Annotated in this window: 11 protein-coding genes; 8 read left to right on the top strand and 3 right to left on the bottom strand. The window is 73.5% G+C overall.

What is annotated here, in order from left to right; translation table 11 throughout:
- The first annotated feature begins 141 nt into the window (after nucleotides 1-141).
- The 7 genes from ACWD4B_RS06145 (at nucleotide 142) to ACWD4B_RS06115 (ending at nucleotide 14,721) form a co-directional block, all read left to right on the top strand.
- Nucleotides 142-7,503: an SDR family NAD(P)-dependent oxidoreductase gene (locus ACWD4B_RS06145; RefSeq protein ID WP_451419643.1), complete on the top strand. Its 7,362-nt coding sequence runs from the start codon at nucleotides 142-144 to the stop codon at nucleotides 7,501-7,503.
- A gap of 60 nt (nucleotides 7,504-7,563) precedes the next feature.
- The gene (locus ACWD4B_RS06140; RefSeq protein WP_451419642.1) at nucleotides 7,564-9,231 is read left to right on the top strand and encodes a CocE/NonD family hydrolase; all 1,668 of its coding nucleotides are present in this window, start codon (nucleotides 7,564-7,566) and stop codon (nucleotides 9,229-9,231) included.
- A gap of 95 nt (nucleotides 9,232-9,326) precedes the next feature.
- Nucleotides 9,327-10,205: an SGNH/GDSL hydrolase family protein gene (locus tag ACWD4B_RS06135; protein WP_451419641.1), complete on the top strand. Its 879-nt coding sequence runs from the start codon at nucleotides 9,327-9,329 to the stop codon at nucleotides 10,203-10,205.
- Nucleotides 10,206-10,338: 133 nt separating this feature from the next.
- Nucleotides 10,339-11,103: a DeoR/GlpR family DNA-binding transcription regulator gene (locus tag ACWD4B_RS06130; RefSeq protein WP_451419640.1), complete on the top strand. Its 765-nt coding sequence runs from the start codon at nucleotides 10,339-10,341 to the stop codon at nucleotides 11,101-11,103.
- Nucleotides 11,100-12,047, top strand: a complete 948-nt coding sequence (pfkB, locus tag ACWD4B_RS06125) for a 1-phosphofructokinase (protein WP_451419639.1) — start codon at nucleotides 11,100-11,102, stop codon at nucleotides 12,045-12,047. Before ACWD4B_RS06130 ends, pfkB begins: the two co-directional genes overlap by 4 nt.
- 116 nt (nucleotides 12,048-12,163) lie before the next feature.
- Nucleotides 12,164-14,113 carry a PTS fructose transporter subunit IIABC gene (locus ACWD4B_RS06120; RefSeq protein ID WP_451419638.1) on the top strand — a complete coding sequence of 650 codons (1,950 nt, stop codon included), beginning with the start codon at nucleotides 12,164-12,166 and terminating at the stop codon, nucleotides 14,111-14,113.
- Nucleotides 14,114-14,169: 56 nt separating this feature from the next.
- Complete coding sequence (locus tag ACWD4B_RS06115) at nucleotides 14,170-14,721, top strand: GNAT family N-acetyltransferase (protein ID WP_451419637.1); 552 nt, start codon at nucleotides 14,170-14,172, stop codon at nucleotides 14,719-14,721.
- 5 nt (nucleotides 14,722-14,726) lie between these two features.
- Here the strand turns inward: ACWD4B_RS06115 and ACWD4B_RS06110 are convergent, their stop codons facing one another.
- From ACWD4B_RS06110 to ACWD4B_RS06100, 3 genes are all read right to left on the bottom strand, one after another.
- Nucleotides 14,727-15,320 (bottom strand): DinB family protein, encoded by a 594-nt coding sequence (locus ACWD4B_RS06110; protein WP_451419636.1) that lies wholly within the window; start codon nucleotides 15,318-15,320, stop codon nucleotides 14,727-14,729.
- A 374-nt stretch (nucleotides 15,321-15,694) separates the two neighbouring features.
- The gene (gene gltX, locus ACWD4B_RS06105) at nucleotides 15,695-17,065 is read right to left on the bottom strand and encodes a glutamate--tRNA ligase (protein WP_451419679.1); all 1,371 of its coding nucleotides are present in this window, start codon (nucleotides 17,063-17,065) and stop codon (nucleotides 15,695-15,697) included.
- A 104-nt stretch (nucleotides 17,066-17,169) separates the two neighbouring features.
- Nucleotides 17,170-17,505 carry a sensor histidine kinase gene (locus ACWD4B_RS06100; RefSeq protein WP_451419635.1) on the bottom strand — a complete coding sequence of 112 codons (336 nt, stop codon included), beginning with the start codon at nucleotides 17,503-17,505 and terminating at the stop codon, nucleotides 17,170-17,172.
- Nucleotides 17,506-17,683: 178 nt separating this feature from the next.
- Here ACWD4B_RS06100 and ACWD4B_RS06095 point away from each other — a divergent pair, with 178 nt between their 5' ends.
- On the top strand, nucleotides 17,684-18,151 hold the full coding sequence (locus tag ACWD4B_RS06095) for a phenolic acid decarboxylase (protein ID WP_451419634.1): 468 nt from the start codon (nucleotides 17,684-17,686) through the stop codon (nucleotides 18,149-18,151).

Raw genomic sequence — 18,151 nt, 5'->3', positions numbered from 1 at the left:
GGGACGGCGCGGCTCCGGACTGTCCAATCAATGAAAGTCGAATCACTTCTTTGGGCTAACCGACCCGAAACGTTGACGCCGTCGGCTCGTTGGGCGCCCGTACACACGGAGCTCTTTCGCGAAGAAACCGAAGGAATACCCATGACGCACGCCGACGCCTCCGGTGCCATCGCCGTGGTGGGGGCAGCCTGCCGGCTGCCGGGCGGGATCACCGATCTGGACGGGCTGTGGTCCGCGCTCGTCGAAGGCCGCGACCTGATCGGCGAACTGCCTCCGGACCGCTTCGACCCGGACCGGTGGTTCGACCCCGTACCGTCGCGTCCGGGCAAGAGCTACACGCGCGCGGGCGGTTTCCTCGACGACATCCACGGCTTCGACGCCGGCTACTTCGGCATGTCACCGCGCGAGGCGGGGCGCACCGACCCGCAGCAACGCCTCTTCCTGGAAATGTCGGTGGAGGCGTTGGACGACGCCGGCATCGCGGTCGCGTCGCTCGCGGGTTCCGACACGGCCGTCTACGCGGGCGTCTCCAGCCCGTCGTTCGCCGTCCTGCAAGGGCTGGAGGAACGATCCACCGACGCGTACACCATGACCGGGGGCGCCACCTCGAACGTCGCCAACCGGGTCTCGTACTTCCTGGACCTGCACGGGCCCAGCCTCGCCGTGGACACCGCCTGCTCCTCCGCCCTGGTCGCCCTGCACCACGCCTGCGAGGCGCTGCGCACGGGCCGCAGCACGGTCGCGCTCGCGGGCGGGGTGCACGTCCTGCTCAGCCCCTTCGAGTTCGTCGGGTTCGCCAAGGCGTCGATGCTCTCCCCGACGGGCCGCTGCCGCACCTTCTCGGAGGCGGCCGACGGCTATGTACGGGCGGAGGGCGGCGGCGTGGTGGTCCTCAAACCGCTCGCGCGGGCCGTGGCGGACGGCGACCGGGTGCACGCCGTGATCCTCGGCAGCGGCGTCAACACCGACGGGCGCACCCCGGGCCTGGCCCAGCCCAGCCCCGAAGCGCAGGAGGCACTGCTGCGCGAGGTCTACAGCGCGGCGGGCGTCGAGGCCGACGAGCTGGCCTACCTGGAGCTGCACGGCACCGGCACCCCCATCGGCGACCCTGTCGAGTGCCGGGCCGTCGGCCGTGCCCTCGGCACCCTGCGCACCCCCGGCCGGACCCTGCCCATCGGGTCGGTCAAGAGCCAACTGGGCCACCTGGAACCGGCGTCGGGCATGGCGGGCCTGTTCAAGACCATGCTGGTGCTGCGCCACGGCCACGTCCCGGCCAACCTGCACGCCCTGCCGCTGAACCGCGCCATCGACTTCGCAGGACTGGGGCTCGCCCCGGCGACCGCCCCCGTACCCCTGCCGCGCGCCGCCGGCGGACGGTCCGTGGCCGGGGTCAACTCCTTCGGCTTCGGCGGTGCCAACGCCCATGTCGCCCTCACCACCGGGCCCGGAACCGGCGATACGAGGCTGGAGGGGCCGGAGCGGCCGGAGCGGCCGGCGGGCCCGCTGCCGGTCATGGTGTCGGCGCGTACCCCCGAGGCGGCCACAACGGCGGCCCGGCGCATGGCACATCGGCTCGACGGCTGTGCGCAGGAGGACTTCTACGACCTCGCGCACACCTCCTGCCGGCGGCGCGGCCACCACCCGCACCGGGCCGCCGTCCTCGCCGACACCCCCGCAGAGGCCGCCGTCGCGCTGCGGCGACTGGCCGACGGCGAGCGGAACGGCACCGCCGCCCTGGCTGCGGCGGCCGAACGGGGCAGCGTGGCCCTGGCGTTCTCCGGCAACGGCTCCCAGTGGGCCGGGATGGGCGCGGAACTGCTGGCGGGCGACGCCGTGTTCCGGGAGGCGGTCGCCGAGGCGGACGAGGTACTGCACCCGCTCCTCGGCTGGTCCGTCCGCGAGGAACTGGCCGAACCCTGCCGCGGCGAGGGCACCGATGTGGCCCAGCCGCTGCTGTTCGCCGTCCAGGTGGGCCTGGTCGGTGCGCTCCGGGCACTCGGGGTGCGTCCGGCCGGGGTGGTCGGCCACAGTTCCGGCGAGATGGCCGCGGCGTGGGCCGCGGGAGTGCTCGACCTGGAGTCGGCGGCACGCGTGGTGGTGGCACGCTCCCGGGCCCAGGAGTCGACGGCCGGCGACTGGGGCATGGCGGCGGTCGGCACCGACGAGCGACAGGCCCGCCGACTGCTGGAGCCGTACGCGGGACGCCTGGAGCTCGCGGGGGTCAACACCCGGCGGGACGTGACGGTCAGTGGAGAGCGGACCGCACTGGCAGAGCTCGGGCGGGACCTGGCCGAACGGGGCGTCTACTTCCAGGATTTGGGCCTGCGCTACGCCTTCCACAGCCACGCCATGGACGGCCTGCGGGAACAGCTCACCTCGGACCTCATCGGACTCAAGCCGGAGCGCGCCCGCACCCCGTACGCCTCGGCCACCACGGGCACCGTGCTCAACGGCACCGAAATGGGCGCCGCCTACTGGTGGCGGAACCTGCGCGACCCGGTGCTGTTCGCCCCGGCCGTCGCACAACTGCGGGAGCGGGGCTGCGACCTCTTCGTCGAGGTCGGCCCGCACCCGGTGCTGTGCGGCTATCTGCGGCGCCTGACCCCCGGCGGCGCGACGTCCGTGGTGCCCACCCTCGGCCGGGACGCCGCAGGACCGGCCGCGGTGCGCAGGGCCGCCGGCCGCCTGGTGGCCGCCGCCGGCGCGGACGCCTCCTTCTTCCCGCACCCGGGCAGGGTGGTGGACCTGCCCGCCTACCCGTGGGAGCGCGAAAGCCACTGGAACGGCGTCCCCGCCGCCTGGGCGCGCCGCTGCGGCGACGGCACGGCCGACCACCCGCTCCTGGGCGAACGGGCGGCCCTGGCCGACCCGTCCTGGCACGGCCCCTTCGACCCCGCGCGTGCCCCCTGGCTGGAGGGTCACCGCATCGCCGACTCGGTCCTCATGCCCGCCACCGGGTTCACCGAGATGATGCTGGCGGCCGGCCGACGGGCCTGGGACCACGCCGTGGAGATCACCGATCTGGCCATTCCCCGCGCCCTGGTGCTGCCGTTCGACGGCGACCGGCAGGTGCAGGTGCAGACGGTGCTGGCCGCGGACGACGGCCTCGTACGGATCGCCGGCCGCGGCGAGAGCGGCGACGCCTGGCAGGAGCACGCCCGGGGCCGGGTCCGCCGGCTGCTGGAGCCCCGGCCCGGGCGGATGGACGTCGAGGGCCTCGCCGCCGGGTTGCCCGATCGCTGGAGTGCGCGGGAGTTCTACGGGCAGATGGAGAAGGTCGGGGTCCACTACGGGCCCGACTTCCTGGTCCTCACCGAGGACCTGCACACCGACGGCCGCCAGTCCCTGACCCGCTACACCACCGACGCCGACCTCTCCCCGTACGAGGCACACCCCGCGCTGCTGGACGGCGCCGTGCAGACCGGCCTCATCCTCCTCGAAGAACTGGCCGTCCACGGCAGGCCCTGCCTGCCCGCCTCGGTCGACCGCATCCGCGCCTGGCGACGGCTGCCCGCGCAGGGCCACTTCCACGCCCGGCTGAAGGCCCGCTCGGCACGGGAGTCCCTGCTGGACCTGGCCGTTCTCGACACCGACGGCGCAGTCTGCCTGACGCTGGAAGGCGTGCGCCTGCGGCAGTTCACCAAGGACGCCGCCACCGGCCCGGTACGCCACATCACCGTGCTGCGGGCCGCCACGCGTCCGGGAGAGGACCTCGGCCCCGGCCCGCTGCCCGCCCCGGCCGAGCTCGCCCGCGCGTGCCGGCGCCAGGCCGACGAACCGGACGGGACCGCCCATGCACCCGCCGTGGCACGGGAGTTGGGCGCCCGCTTCGCGGTGTCCGCCGTGGCACGGCTGCTGCCCGACGGCGGAGCCGCCCCCTTCACCACCACGGCCCTGGCCGACGCCGGCGTGGCGGCGCCGTACACAAAGCTCCTGGACGTCCTGCTCGCGGCGGCGCACGACCACGGGCTCGTCGCGGCCGACGGCAGCGGATGGCGCGTCGTGGGCGACCCGGCACCGGCGGAGCAGTTGCGCCGGCTCGCCCGCCGTCACCCGGATCTCGCCGTGGAACTCACCCTGCTGGGCACCTGCGGCACGCACCTGCCCGACGTCCTGCGCGGCCGCACCGACCCGGCGGACGTCGTCCTGGCGGCGACCAACCGGCCACTGCTGGAGGAGCTGCACGCCGGGGGCGCCCTGACCCGCTCCGGCACCCGGGCCGTCCGGACGGCACTGCAATCCGCCGTCGCCGACTGGCCGGCGGGCCGGGTCCTGCGCGTCCTGGAGATCGGCGCGGGCAGCGGCGGGACCACCGCCTCCCTCCTGCCGCTCCTGCCCTCCGAACGCACCCAGTACCTGTGCACCGACCGCAGCGACGAACACGTCCTGCGCCTGCAACGCCGCTTCCCCGGCCACGACTTCGTCACCTGCCGGGTGCTGGACCTCGACCGCGACCCGGCGGAACAGGGGCTGCCCGAAGCCGGCTTCGACCTCGTCGTCGCCGGGCACGCGCTGCACACCGCGAAGGACCTGCGCAGCGCCCTGGCCCGAATCCGCTCCCTGCTCGCGGACGGCGGCCACCTCCTCGCCGCCGAGTCCCACGACCCGGCCGTCTGGGCCCTGCTGTCCGGTCTGCTGCCCGGCTACTGGGAACAGGACGACACCGGGCTGCGCCCCACCGGCCCGCTGCTGCCTGCCGAGAAGTGGACCGCCCTCCTCGCGGAGACGGGATTCACCGGCCCCGTCGCCGTGGCGGACGGCGCCTCGTCGCTGCTGCTCGCGCAGCGCCCCCCGCGCGACGAACCCGTGGCGGAGGACAACTCCCGGCCGCCGCAGGGCACATGGATCATCGCCTCGGAATCCGCGGAATCCCCGGAGGACGACCTGGCCGAGGCCCTGGCGCGACGGCTCGGCGCCCGCCGGACCCCGCTCGGCACCGACACCGACGCCTGGTCGGCGCTGCTCGATGAACACCCCGGCGAGCGCGGGCTGGTCCTGTTCCTCGGCCAGGAGGAGGAACACCGCTCCCGGCACCTGGACACCGACCGCGCGGTGCGCCGCCTGTCCGTCCTGCGCGCCGTGGTCACCGCCGCCGCACTGCGCGGCGACGTGACCCTGTGGCTCGTCACCCCGCCGACCGGCGCGCTGCCCGCTCCCGAGCGGCCGCTGGCCCCGGAGGCCGCGACCGTATGGGGCGCGGCACGCTGCCTGGGCGCCGAACACCCGCAACTGCCCGTCCGCCGCATCGCCATGGAGCGCAGTGACCGGGCCGGGGCCGACGCCGCCCGGCTCACGGCGGAGCTGGCCGACCCCACCGCCGAGGACGAGATTCTGCTCACTCCCGCCGGACGCTTCGTCCCGCGCGTCCATGCCCGGCCCGCCGGTGCCTCCGGGGTGCCGGCGCCCCGCGACGCCTGCTACGCGCTGCGCCTGCACGACCCGGGCCGCTCCTACCGGGTGGCCTGGGAACCCGCCGAGATGCCGCGGCCGGGACCGGAGGAGGTGCTCGTCTCCGTCCAGGCCGCCGCCCTGAACTACCGGGACGTGCTGCAGGCCCTCGACATGATCCCGCTGGGCACCGCGCAGCACGGCACCGCCCCCGGCACGGGGCACGGCCTGGGCCTGGAGTGCGCCGGATACGTGACCGCCGTCGGTTCACGCGTGACCGGCTTCGCGGTCGGCGACCGCGTCTTCGGCTTCGGCGCCGACATGCTCGGCTCCCACGCGACCGTCCAGCAGTCGCTGACCGGCCACATCCCCGACGGCATGGACTTCCCAGCGGCGACCACGCTGCCGGGCGTCTACCTCACCGTCCACCACGCCCTGCACCGGCTGGCCCGGCTGGCCCCCGGTGAGACCGTCCTGGTGCACGGGGCGGCGGGCGGCGTCGGCCTGGCCACCCTGCAGTACGTCGCACACGCCGGGGCCCGCGTCATCGCCACCGCCGGCACCCCCGCCAAACGCGACCTGCTGCGTCTGCTGGGCGTCGAGCACGTCCTGGACTCCCGCTCCCTGGACTTCGCCCACCAGGTGAAGGAACTCACCGACGGCCAGGGCGTGGACGTCGTCCTCAACTCGCTGGCGGGCGAGGCGATCGGCCGCGGACTGGAGGCGCTGCGCAGCGGGGGCCGCTTCATCGAGCTGGGCAAGCGCGACCTGTTCCAGGGCAGCCGGCTGTCCCTGCGCCCGTTCCTGAACAACCTCACGCTCTCGGCGGTCGGCGACATCCACGAACTCCTCACCCACCACCCGGACATCGCCGGCGAAGAGGGACCGGAGATCGCCCGACGGGTGCACGAGGGCGTCTACGGGCCGATCCTGCACCACGTCTACCCGGCCGAGCGGATCGCCGACGCCTTCCGGGCCCTGCAGCACTCCCGCCACATCGGCAAGGTCGTCATCCGCCTCGACTCCCCGCCCCGCCTGGCACACCACCCCACACCGCCCGCCCTCCGGCCCGGGGCCGCCTACCTCGTCACCGGGGGCCTGGGCGGCTTCGGCGCGGCCACCGCCCGCCTCCTGGTCCGCTACGGTGCCCGTCGGCTGGCGCTGACCGGCAGACGCGGCGCGGACGGCCCCGAAGCCCCGGCGCTGCTCCATGAGTTGCGCGCCCAGGGTGTGCACGTCACCGCGCACGCCGCGGACGCCGCCGACCCCGCGGCGATGCGCGCCGTCCTCGACGCCGTCGACACCCGCGAGCACCCGCTGCGCGGGGTCGTGCACGCGGCAGCGGTGTTCGACGACGGCCCCCTGATGGACCTCGACGACGAGCGGCTGCGGCGCGTACTGGCCCCCAAGGCGGCCGGCGCGGCCGTGCTGGACGAGCTGACCCGCGACCGCGACCTGGACCTGTTCTGGCTCGCGTCCTCGGTCACCGCACTGACCGGCAACCTCCACCAGAGCCACTACGTCGCCGCCAACATCTACCTCGAAGCCCTGGCCCGCTCCCGGCGCCGCGCGGGTCTGCCCGCGCTCGCCGTGGGCTGGGGCCCGGTCGCCGACACCGGCCACGCCGCGCGCCACGACATGAACGGCTACCTGACGGCGCTCGGCCTGCCGCCCGTACCGGCCGAGGACCTCCTGCGCCTGCTGGACGGACTGCCGCCCGGCGACGACGTGGCCGTCCTCGCCGAGATCGACTGGCACCGGGCCTGGCAACTGGTCCCCGCCGCCGCCCGCTTCTCCACCGTCCTGCCGAAGGACCGCGACACCCGCGCGCAGGACGACGACCTCGCACGGCAACTGGCCGCGGCCACCCCCGAGTCCGCGCTCGCGCTCGTCACCGACCTTCTCACCCGGTCGCTGGCGGACGTCCTGCAGACGACCCCGGACCGGCTGCCGCTGGACCGCCCCCTGCCGGACCTGGGCGTGGACTCCCTCATGGGGGCCGAGCTCATGGGCGTCCTGCAGCAACGGCTGGGCTGCAACCTGCCCGTGCTGGAGATCGTCAACAGCACGTCCATCGGCGACCTGGCCCGCCGGTGCCTGAACTGGCTGACCTGACACGTCGGCTGCCGCCGGAGAAACCGTCCGGCGGCGGCCCGTATCCCCGGAGCGGTTCCCATGCGCAGTCGCCGCGGCATCCCCGTCCCCATGGCGGACGGCACCACCCTGCCCACGGACCACTACCGCCCTTCCGGCGGCGGGCCGGGGCCGACCGTGCTCGTACGGTCCCCCGTCGGCCGCATTCCCATGGGGCTGCTCTACGGGCAGTACTTCAGCAGGCACGGCTTTCACGTGGTCGTCCAGGAGACCCGGGACGCCCTCCACGTCACCGGCTCCTGGCAGGGCCCCGAGGGCGAACGCGAGGACGGCCTGGCCACCGTGGACTGGCTGTGGCAACAGCCCTGGTTCGACGGCACGTTCGTGATGCACGGGTCCAGTGCCACGGGTCACACGCAGTGGACGCTGGCCCACGGCGTGCCCGAGTGCCGGGCGATGTCGGTGCAGATCTGCGCCGCCGACCTGTCCCAGGCCGTCTTCCCCGGCGGGGCCTTCGCGCTGGAGTCCGCCCTCTTCTGGTGCGTCAGCCGCGACCATGCACGGCTGGCCACGCTGCCCCACCGGGTGCGGCGCGCCCTGGCCTCGGGTCGCCCGCTCGACGAGCTCGACACCGTTGCCGGCGGCAAGCCCGTCCCCGCCTACCAGGAACTGCTGGACAGCCAGGACCCCGGCAGCCCCTTGCGTACCCGGCTCGACGCCCGCCATCTCGTCGACGCCGCCACCGTGCCCGTCCACATGATGGCGGGCTGGCACGACGTCTTCCTGCCGGGGCAACTGCAGGACTACGGGGCCCTGCGCGCCGCCGGGCAGCAGCCGTACCTGACCATCGGCCCCTGGTCCCACTGCGACCGGCGGATGCTGCCCACGGCACTGCGCGAGGCCCTCGAGTTCTTCCGCTCGCACCTGACGCCGGGCGCACGCCCGCTGCGCCCGTCGCCGGTGCGGCTGCACGTCACCGGGGCCCGGCAGTGGCGTACGTACCCCGACTGGCCGCCGCCGCCCGCGGTGCAGCCCCGGCCCTGGTACCTGCTGCCCGGCGGCGGCCTCGGCGCGCTCCCGCCCCGGGGCCCCGAGCAGCCGTCCCGCTACCGCTACGACCCGGCCGACCCCACCCCCGTGCCCCGGGGGCCGGTCGTCTTCGGTGACTCACGGCCCGAGGACTGCCGGCCGCTGGAGGACCGGCCCGACATCCTCGTCTTCACCAGCGACCCGCTGCCCGGCCCCCTGGAGGTCATCGGCCCGGTCACGGCGGAGGTGTTCCTGCGCTCGTCGCGCGAGCACACCGACTGCGGGGTCCGGCTGTGCGACGTGCACCCCGACGGCGCCTCGGTCAACGTCTGCGAGGGCGTCCGCCGGCTGACCCCCGACGGCCAGGGGCCCGCCGACGCCGACGGGGTGCGCCGGGTGTCCGTGGAACTGTGGCCCGTCGCGCACCGTTTCGCGGCCGGCCACCGGTTGCGCGTGCACCTGTGCAGCGGCGGTCACCCGCGCATCGCACGGCACAGCGGCGGCGTGGGCCTGCGGGACGGCGGGGGAGTGCTGCTCCCCGCCGAGCAGGAGATCTTCCACGACGCCGAGCGGCCCACCGCGATCCGCCTTCCCCTGCGGCCTGTTGCCCATGACCGCGGGGAGACGGCCGAGGCGGCGGATCACGCGGACGAGCTCCCGCAGTGGGCGGCCGACTTCACGTTGCCGACCGCCGCCGGCCCGGCCACGGAACTGTGGTGACCGCACGGCGGGTTCCACGTGCCCCGGTTTTGAATTCGCCGATCCGATCGGCGGCGTATAAGTGTCCACACTCCTTCGACAGCCCGGGAGCTGCCGTGCCGTACCCGCACCGCCCGTTCGACCGCACACCGCGCTCTGCACGCACGCGGCTGCGCCTTTCGCGGCGGGCCGCCGCCGCGGCCGGAGCACTCGTCCTCCTCGGCAGCGTGCCGCCGGCGCCGTCCCTCGCCGCCCAACGACCGGTGCGCTACGTGGCGTTGGGCGACTCGGTCGCCTCCGGAGCCGGCGTACCCCCCGTCGACGACCTCTGGTGCGTGCGCTCGGCCAACAACTACCCGCACTTCGTCGCCCGCGCCCTGCACCCCGCCGCCTTCACCGACGCGACCTGCAGCGCCGCCAGGACCAGCCACATGGAGTCCCAGCTCGCGAGCCTCTCCCGGGGCACCACCCTGGTCACCCTCACCATCGGCTACAACGACGCGTTCTCGCTCGGCCTGGAGCGCTGCACCATCGTCGGGGCGGTCGCCGGGCAGGGGTCGCCCTGCCGGACCAGCTACCAGCGGTTGGGCCGGGACACCTTCCAGGACGAGATCGATGCCACCGGGCCGAAGACCGCCGCCGTCCTGCGCGCGATCCGCCGACGGGCCCCGCACGCCCGTGTTCTCCTGGTGGGCTACCTGAAGGTGATCCCCCGGGGCAGGCGAACGTGCAGGCCGGGCGAGATGTTCACCGAGGGGGACCGGCGCTACGTCGCTCACGCCGAGGACCGGTTGAACACGGTTCTGGCCCGCGCGGCCCGATCCGCGGGAGCCGTCTTCGTCGACATGCACCCTGCCAGCACCGGGCACGACGTGTGCGCCCCGGACGGAGCCCGCTGGAGCGAAGGGCTTCTGCCCTCCCGGGCCGCGCTGCCCTTCCATCCCAACCTGGCCGGGGAGCGCGCCATGGCACGCGAGGCGCTCGGCCACCTGTAGTGCGGGGCGGCGGCGCCGACTCCGGATGTCCGTTTGGGTCTGCCTGAAATCCGTTTGTGTTTACTTTGTGGGCGGCCGGGCGTAGTGTGGCCGTGAAACCACAGGTTCGGGCACGGAACGGACACCAACGCTGATGTATGCACCGGAGCGCCAGCAGGAGATCCTGCGGCTCGCCCGTGAGAGCGGGCGGGTGGATGTGCTGTCCCTCGCCGACGTGTTCCAGGTCACCGCCGAGACGGTGCGGCGCGATCTGAAGGCCCTGGACCGCGCCGGTCTGGTGCGCAGGGTGCACGGCGGCGCCATCCCGGCCGGCCGGCTGGACTTCGAGCCGGACCTCGCCGAGCGGGGCGCCGTCGCCGCCGAGGAGAAGCAGCGCATCGCCCGCGCCGCGCTGGCCGAACTGCCCGGCGACAGGGGCAGCGCGATCCTGGACGCCGGTACGACGTGCGCCGGGCTCGCCGCCGGGATTCCGCCGGAGGCCGAGCTGACCGTCGTCACGCACGGCCTGCCGGTCGCCGCCCGGCTGGCCGACTGCCCCGGGCTCACCCTGCACTTCGTCGGCGGCCGGATCCGGCACCGTACGCGCGCAGCGGTCGACGACTGGGCCCTGCGCGCCTACCGGGAGATCAATGCCGACGTGCTGTTCCTCGCCACCAACGGCTTCTCCCTCGAAGGCGGTCTGACCACCCCGGACCTCGCGGAGGCCGCGGTCAAGCGGGCGATGGTCGCCGCCGCCCGCCGGGTCGTCCTCCTTGCCGACTCCGCCAAGTACGGGCAGCAGCACTTCGCCCGCTTCGGCGAACTGTCGGACGTGGACCTGCTCATCACCGACACCGGGCTGAGTCCCGACGACGCCCTCGCCATCGAGCGCGCGGGCACGGAAGTAGTGCGCGCATGATCCTCACCGTCACCCCGAACCCGAGCCTGGACCGTACGTACGAGATCCCGGCGCTGGACCGCGGGGCCGTGCTCCGGGCCACCGCCGACCGGATCGACCCGGGCGGCAAGGGCGTCAACGTCTCGCGGGCCGTTGCCGCGGCCGGACACCGCACCCTCGCGGTGATGCCGCTGGGCGGCCCCGCGGGCGCCGCGCTGGCCGGGCTGCTGGGCGCCGAGGGCATCGAGGTGGCGGGCGTGCCGTTGGCCGGCCAGACCCGTTCCAACATCTCGGCCGTCGAACCCGACGGCACCCTCACGAAGATCAACGCGACCGGGCCGGAGCTGACCGCCGCCGAGTCGGAGGCGCTGCTGACGGCGGTCGGCGAGCGTTCCGAAGGCGCCGACTGGGTCGCCTGCTGCGGCAGTCTGCCGCGCGGCCTGCCGCCCGGGTGGTACGCCGAACTCGTCGCACGGGCGCACCGGGCGGGCGCCCGTATCGCCCTGGACACCTCCGGCCCGTCGCTGACCGCGGCGCTGCGCGAACGCCCGGACGTCGTGAAGCCGAACGCCGAGGAGCTGGCGCAGGCGGTCGGACGCCCGCTCGTGACCCTCGGCGACGTGGTCAAGGCCGCCGAGGAACTGCGCGCGTCGGGCGCCCGGGCCGTGCTGGCCTCGCTGGGCGCCGACGGGCAGTTGCTGGTCGACGGCGACGGCGCGTACTTCGGCAGCGCCCCCGTCGCCGCCGTCCGCAGCAACGTCGGTGCGGGCGACGCCTCGCTGGCCGGTTTCCTCGTGGCCGGCGGTACGGGCGTACGGGCACTGGCCACGGCGGTCGCCTACGGAGCAGCCGCCGTCCAGCTGCCGGGCAGCCTGATGCCGGCACCGGCGGATCTGGTGCCGATGGCGGTCACCACGACCGACGACGTCCCCCTCGCCCGCCCGCTGACGGAACCGGTCTCATGACCGCCACCTTCCCGCACACCGGGCCCGGTTGACCCGACCGGCCCACCCGATCCCCTGCCACCCTCTGTCCCACCCTCACCGCCCCCGTGGCGGTACCGCGCGCAAGGGAGCCCGCGATGAGTGAGTTGATCACCGCGGAACTGGTCGACCTCGGCCTGTCCGCAGAAACGAAGGAAGCCGCCGCCCGGTCGCTGGCCGAGCGCATGGCCGCGCTCGGCCGCGTCACCGACCTGGACGGTTTCCTCGCGGACGTGGCCGCGCGCGAGGCCCAGATGCCGACCGGCCTGGACGGCGGTATCGGCATCCCGCACTGCCGCAGCGCGCACGTCACGGAGCCGACGCTGGCCTTCGGGCGCAGCGCCTCCGGTATCGACTTCGGGGCGCCGGACGGCCCGGCCGATCTGATCTTCCTGATCGCGGCACCCATGGGCGGCGACGCGGACCACCTGACGATCCTGTCGTCGCTCGCCCGTCACTTGATGGACGAGGCGTTCACCGGCGCGCTGCGCTCGGCGACCGAGCCGGGGCGGGCCGCCGCCCTGATCCGCGGTGGCGAACCGGCGACACCGGTACCGGAGCCGGCCCCCGCCACGCTCCCCTTCCGCATCGTCGCCGTCACCTCCTGCCCCACCGGCATCGCGCACACCTATATGGCCGCCGAGTCGCTGGAGAAGGCGGGCAAGGCCGCCGGCGTCGTGGTGAGCGTCGAGACACAGGGCTCGGCCGGGTTCAAGCGGCTCGACCCGCAGGTCGTCGCGGACGCGGACGGCGTGATCCTCGCGCACGACGTCGAGGTACGGGAGAAGGAGCGGTTCGCCGGCAAACCGATCGTCGACGTCGGGGTGAAGACGGGTATCAACCGCCCCGCCGAACTCATCACCGAGGTACGCGAGAAGGCCGGGCGCGGCGACGCGAGTGCCCCGGCGCGCACCACCGCACCGATGGACAAGGACAGCGACGAGGCCGACGGCTTCGGCACCCGGCTGCGCAAGTGGCTGATGACCGGCGTCAGTTACATGGTGCCGTTCGTCGCCGCCGGCGGTCTGCTCATCGCCCTCGCCTTCGCCATCGGCGGCTACACGATCGACAAGGCGCCGTCCGTCGCCGAGCACTTCGTCTGGACGGAGTCCACGAGCTGGGCGGCCCTGTTCTTCCAGGTCGGCGGTGTCGCGTTCGGCTTCCTCGTCCCGGTCCTGGCCGGGTTCATCGCGTACGGCATGGCCGACCGGCCCGGTTTGGTCCCGGGCTTCGTCGGCGGCGCCGTCGCGCTCACCATCAACGCTGGCTTCCTCGGCGGCCTGATCGCCGGTCTCCTGGCGGGCGCGGTGGTGATGGCGATCCAGCGGGTCGGCATCCCCCCGGTGCTGCGCGGCATCATGCCGGTCGTCGTGATCCCGCTGGTCTCCTCGGCCGTCGTCGGCTTCCTGATGTTCCTGGTGGTCGGCAAGCCGGTCGCCGCGCTCCAGAAGGCCTTGACCGACTGGCTGTCCGGCCTCTCCGGTGCCAACGCGATCATCCTGGGCGCCGTCCTCGGCCTGATGATGTGCTTCGACCTCGGCGGCCCGTTGAACAAGGTCGCCTACGCATTCGCCGTCGGCGGCCTTGCCCACCCCAACGAGGGCAGCCTGAAGGTGATGGCCGCGGTCATGGCGGCCGGCATGGTCCCGCCGCTGGCGATGGCGCTGGCCACGACCGTGCGCGGCCGGCTCTTCACCAGGACCGAGCGGGAGAACGGCAAGGCGGCCTGGGTGCTCGGCGCCTCCTTCATCACCGAGGGCGCGATCCCCTTCGCCGCCGCCGACCCCCTGCGGGTCATCCCCTCCGCGATGGCGGGCGGTGCGGTCACCGGCGCTCTGTCCATGGCCTTCGGCTGCAGCCTGCGCGCCCCGCACGGCGGCATCTTCGTGGTCCCGCTGATCGGCCAGCCGCTGCTCTACCTGCTGGCCGTCGCGTCCGGTACGGCCGTCACAGCAGCCCTGGTGATCCTCCTGAAGGGCCTCCGCACAACGCGCGAGACCCCTGCCACCCGGCCCGGCGAAGCGAAGGCGACCGTCGCGGCCGGCTGAGGAGGCGACCGCATATTGGTTTGCCGCCGGCCGGTCCGGCCGGATAGGAAGCTCGCATGCTAAGAGGCAGCAAGGTCGGGCTCAGGGCCCGGCACGAGGACGACGTCCCGATCCTGCGGACCGGGCTCTACGACGACGTGGTCAACTCCTCGCGGGCCGAAGGCGGACCGTGGCGGCCGGTCATGCCCGGCTCGAAGGACCAGCGGCTCGTGGTGGACGAAACGGACCAGCGGACCGTCCGGTTCTCCGTGGTGGAGCTGGAAGGCGGCACGCTGCTCGGCGACGCGACACTGTGGCGCATAGACACCCACAACCGGTCCGCGCACATCGGGCTGGGGCTGCTGCCGTCCGCCCGCGGCAAGGGCTACGGCACCGACGCGGTCGCGGTGCTGTGCCACTACGGTTTCATCGTGCGAGGCCTGCAGCGGCTGCAGATCGAGACGCTGTCGGACAACGCCGCGATGCTGCGCTCCGCCGAGCGCAACGGCTTCGTCCGCGAAGGCGTGCTGCGCTCCGCGGCCTGGGTGATGGGCGAGTTCCTGGACGAGGTGCTGCTCGGGCTCCTCGCCCAGGAGTGGAAGCGGGACTCGGCCGAGACGACCGCTTGATACCGCTACGCGTCCCGGCCGGCTTCCCGGGCCGCACGCTCCAGTCGGTTTCGATGGTTCTCCCACCACGCCGAGTCGCCCGGCGCCATGCTGTCGTTGCCCTTGCTCATCCCGACGGCACCGTCTATGAGCTCCCGGACGATATCGGCGTGCCCCGCGTGCCGGTGCGTGTCGGCAATCACGCGCACCACGGCATGATGCAGCGTCACCTCGTCCCTGCCGTCGGGCCACCACGGCACCTTGCCGATCGTGTCCAGTGCCAGCGCGTCGATCGTCGCGTCCGCGTGCGCCCACGCGCGGCGGTAGAGCTCCACGATGTGCTCGCGCGACTCGTCGGCGGTGACCCACAGGTCCGCGTTGGGCTCGGCGCCGTCCTCGAGCCAGGGCAACGGCTCGGCGGACGGCCGTCCGAACGTGTCGCCGAGGTAGCCCAGTTCCACGCCAGCCACGTGTTTCACCAGGCCCAGGAGGTTGGTTCCGGTCGGTGTCAGCGGGCGGCGGATGTCGTACTCCGAAAGCCCTTCGAGCTTCCACAGCAGGGCATCGCGGGCGGACTGCAGGTAGGCGCGAAGGTCGGCTTTGGGGTCGGATGCGATCATGGGGACAGTCTGCCGCTCGTGCGGGGGCCTGTCCGGCGGATCTTCGCTCGTGGGTGCTGTGCGCCCCGTAAGGGGTGCGGGGCTGTTGACATATGCGGCTCCGCCGCGTGGGCGCGACCAGCCACCGACGGCCTGCAGCCGACGCACTACCTCCGGGGTCCGGGGCGAAGCCCCTGGGGGCACCCCCAGCGGTAGCTGGGGGACCTCGGCTGCGGGCGCGTCGTGGCTGGTCGCGCCCACGCGGCGGAGCCGTTGGGGGTACCTCCCAGCGGTAGCTGGGGGAGTAACAGTCCCGCGCCCCTTACGGGGCGCTGCGGTGCCGCGCGACGAAGATCCGCCGGACACGGCCTACAGGCAGGCCGGGCTTCGAGCGCTCAGGCCACCTCGGGCAACCGCTCCACCGCCGCATCGATCCGAGCGAGAGTCCGCTCGCGCCCCAGAACCGCCACCGATTCGAACAGCGGCAGACCCACCGTACGGCCGGTCACGGCGACGCGCACCGGAGCCTGTGCCTTGCCCAGCTTCAGGCCGTGCTCCGTCGCCGCGGCCTCCAGTCCCGCCTTGAGCCCGTCGGCTGTCCAGTCGCACGAACTCCACCGGCTGCGCACCGACATCAGCACCTCGCGTGCCCCTGTCTTCATGGCTTTGGCCCACGATGCCTCGTCCTGCGGCGGGGTCTCCAGGAACAGCCAGTCCACGTACTTCGTGATCTCCGACAGCACCGTCAGCCGCGTCTGCGCCAGGCCGGCCACGGCCGCGAACACCGACTCGTCGAACTGCTCGGGAGCCCACGGCGCATACGGTGCCCGAAGCCACCGGCGGCACTCGGCGACGAACCGCTCCGGCGGCAGCGCGCGGAGGTACTCGCCGTTGAAGGCGGACAGCTTCTTCACGTCGAAGAACGCCGAGCCCTTGGTCACGTCCTCCAGGCGGAACAGCTTCTCCAGCTCCTCGTAGGGCCGGATCTCCACGTCGTCGCCCGGTCCCCAGCCAAGGAGCATCAGGTAGTTGACCATCGCCTCCGGCAGGTAGCCCTCGGCGAGGTAGTCCTCCAGCGCCACCTTGTCACGGCGCTTGGACAGCTTCTGCCGCTTCTCGTTGACGATCACGGGAAGGTGCGCCCACACGGGCGGACCGGCTCCCAGGGCGTTCCACAGGAGCTGCTGCTTCGGGGTGTTGGACAGGTGCTCCTCGCCGCGGACGACGTGCGTGATGCCCTCGCGGATGTCGTCCACGGCGTTGGCCAGCACGAAGACCGGCGACCCGTCGCCCCGTGCGATCACGAAGTCCTCGAGCGACGCGTTGGGGAACTCCGTCCGCCCGCGGACGACGTCGTCGACGACCGTCGCCCCGTCGTCCGGAGTGCGGAAACGCAACGCGCGGCCCTCCCGGTACTCCAGGCCCCGCTCGCGGCAGAAGCCGTCGTACCCGAGGTGCTGCGATCCGGTCCGGTCGACCAGGTCCTCGCGCCGGCAGTCGCAGTAGTAGGCCTTGCCCTCGGCGTGCAACCGCAGGGCGGACTCGCGCTGTGCTTCGGCGTGGTGCGACTGGAAGTTCGGCCCTTCGAAGGCGGGGTCGTCCTTGCTGATGCCGATCGCCGTCAAGGCGTTGATGATGCCGTTCACCCACTCGGGGCGGTTGCGTTCGGCATCCGTGTCCTCGATCCGCAGAACGAACGCGCCCTGCTGCTGTCGTGCGAGAGCCCAGTTGAACAGGGCGGAACGGGCGCCGCCCACATGGAACATGCCCGTGGGCGAGGGGGCGAAGCGAACACGGATGGCGTGGGACATGTCCCAAGAGTACTGGGGTGCGGACGGCGGGGGAGGGGCCCACGCCAGGCCGCGCCGGTTCACGGTGCTCTCCGTGAACGCCTGCGTGCCGTCGGACTGTTCGGCCCGTCCTGGCCGTGCGGCGGGAGGCGGAAGCCGACCTCCGCGCCGCCGTCGTGCGCGGTGGTGGCGAAGGCGGTTCCGGCATCGGCCGTGATGATGTCGTGCACGATGGCCAGACCGAGGCCGGAGCCGGGCGTCGCCTGAGTCCGGGGGCCGCGGTGGAAGCGGTCGAAGACGGCGTGCCGCTCGCTCGGCGCGATGCCCGGTCCCTGATCCCGTACGGCCAGCGTGCCCCAGCCGATGTGCACGGCGACCGGGATGCCCTCTCCCCGGTGTTCCTCGGGTGCGGGCACAACACTGCCGGGCGCACTTTGCAGGCACGGCAGAGCGACGGCAATGGCGTGTAAGAACAGGGGCGGTGCGGCAGAGGTCGTCCCGGTCGGCGGACTCCATGACCTGCATGGTTGACATGTCAACCATGCAGTCCGTAGCGTCAGGGTTGACACGTCAACCCAACAGAAGGGGACACCCGTGAACCGCAAGCACCGCCGCATGGCCCTCGGCCTCGGGGCGACCGCCGCACTGTCCACCGCGATGCTGACGCTCACCCCGGTCGTGGCCCAGGCGGACGCCCCGGCAGGCGCAGGACGCGCGCCCGTCCGCGCCGCCGCGGCTCGGACCGCCGTGCCGGACTTCGCCGACAAGACCCTGCGCATCTCCTACGACAACGGCTACAAGTTCGAGCTGCGCTTCGAGGGCGCGGACACCGCCCACTGGAAGGTGCTCGCCGGCCAGGACCCGGCCGAGGGCACGGTGAAGGTCGAGCACCGTGAGCAGTCCCCGGGCGTCTACCGGCTGACGTGGACCGAGGCCGACGGCACGACCGTCGAGCAGGTGCAGGACTGGAACAAGAAGACGGTGACGGCCGTCATCGAGTTCGAGCAGGATGGTGCCGAGCAGCGCCTGGATCTCAAGGGCACTTTCGACATCACGTGCTGA

It is taken from the genome of Streptomyces sp. NPDC002536, assembly GCF_053594995.1.
Note: the sequence above shows the minus strand (reverse complement) of the source record. Positions and strands in the feature narration are given on the sequence as shown.

Bases quoted from the DNA above. Each gene is read 5' to 3' on its own strand.
- ACWD4B_RS06145 (WP_451419643.1), top strand. From the start codon at position 142: ATGACGCACGCCGACGCCTCCGGTGCCATCGCCGTGGTGGGGGCAGCC.
- ACWD4B_RS06140 (WP_451419642.1), top strand. From the start codon at position 7,564: ATGCGCAGTCGCCGCGGCATCCCCGTCCCCATGGCGGACGGCACCACC.
- ACWD4B_RS06130 (WP_451419640.1), top strand. From the start codon at position 10,339: ATGTATGCACCGGAGCGCCAGCAGGAGATCCTGCGGCTCGCCCGTGAG.
- pfkB (WP_451419639.1), top strand. From the start codon at position 11,100: ATGATCCTCACCGTCACCCCGAACCCGAGCCTGGACCGTACGTACGAG.
- ACWD4B_RS06120 (WP_451419638.1), top strand. From the start codon at position 12,164: ATGAGTGAGTTGATCACCGCGGAACTGGTCGACCTCGGCCTGTCCGCA.
- ACWD4B_RS06115 (WP_451419637.1), top strand. From the start codon at position 14,170: ATGCTAAGAGGCAGCAAGGTCGGGCTCAGGGCCCGGCACGAGGACGAC.
- ACWD4B_RS06110 (WP_451419636.1), bottom strand. From the start codon at position 15,320: ATGATCGCATCCGACCCCAAAGCCGACCTTCGCGCCTACCTGCAGTCC.
- gltX (WP_451419679.1), bottom strand. From the start codon at position 17,065: ATGTTCCATGTGGGCGGCGCCCGTTCCGCCCTGTTCAACTGGGCTCTC.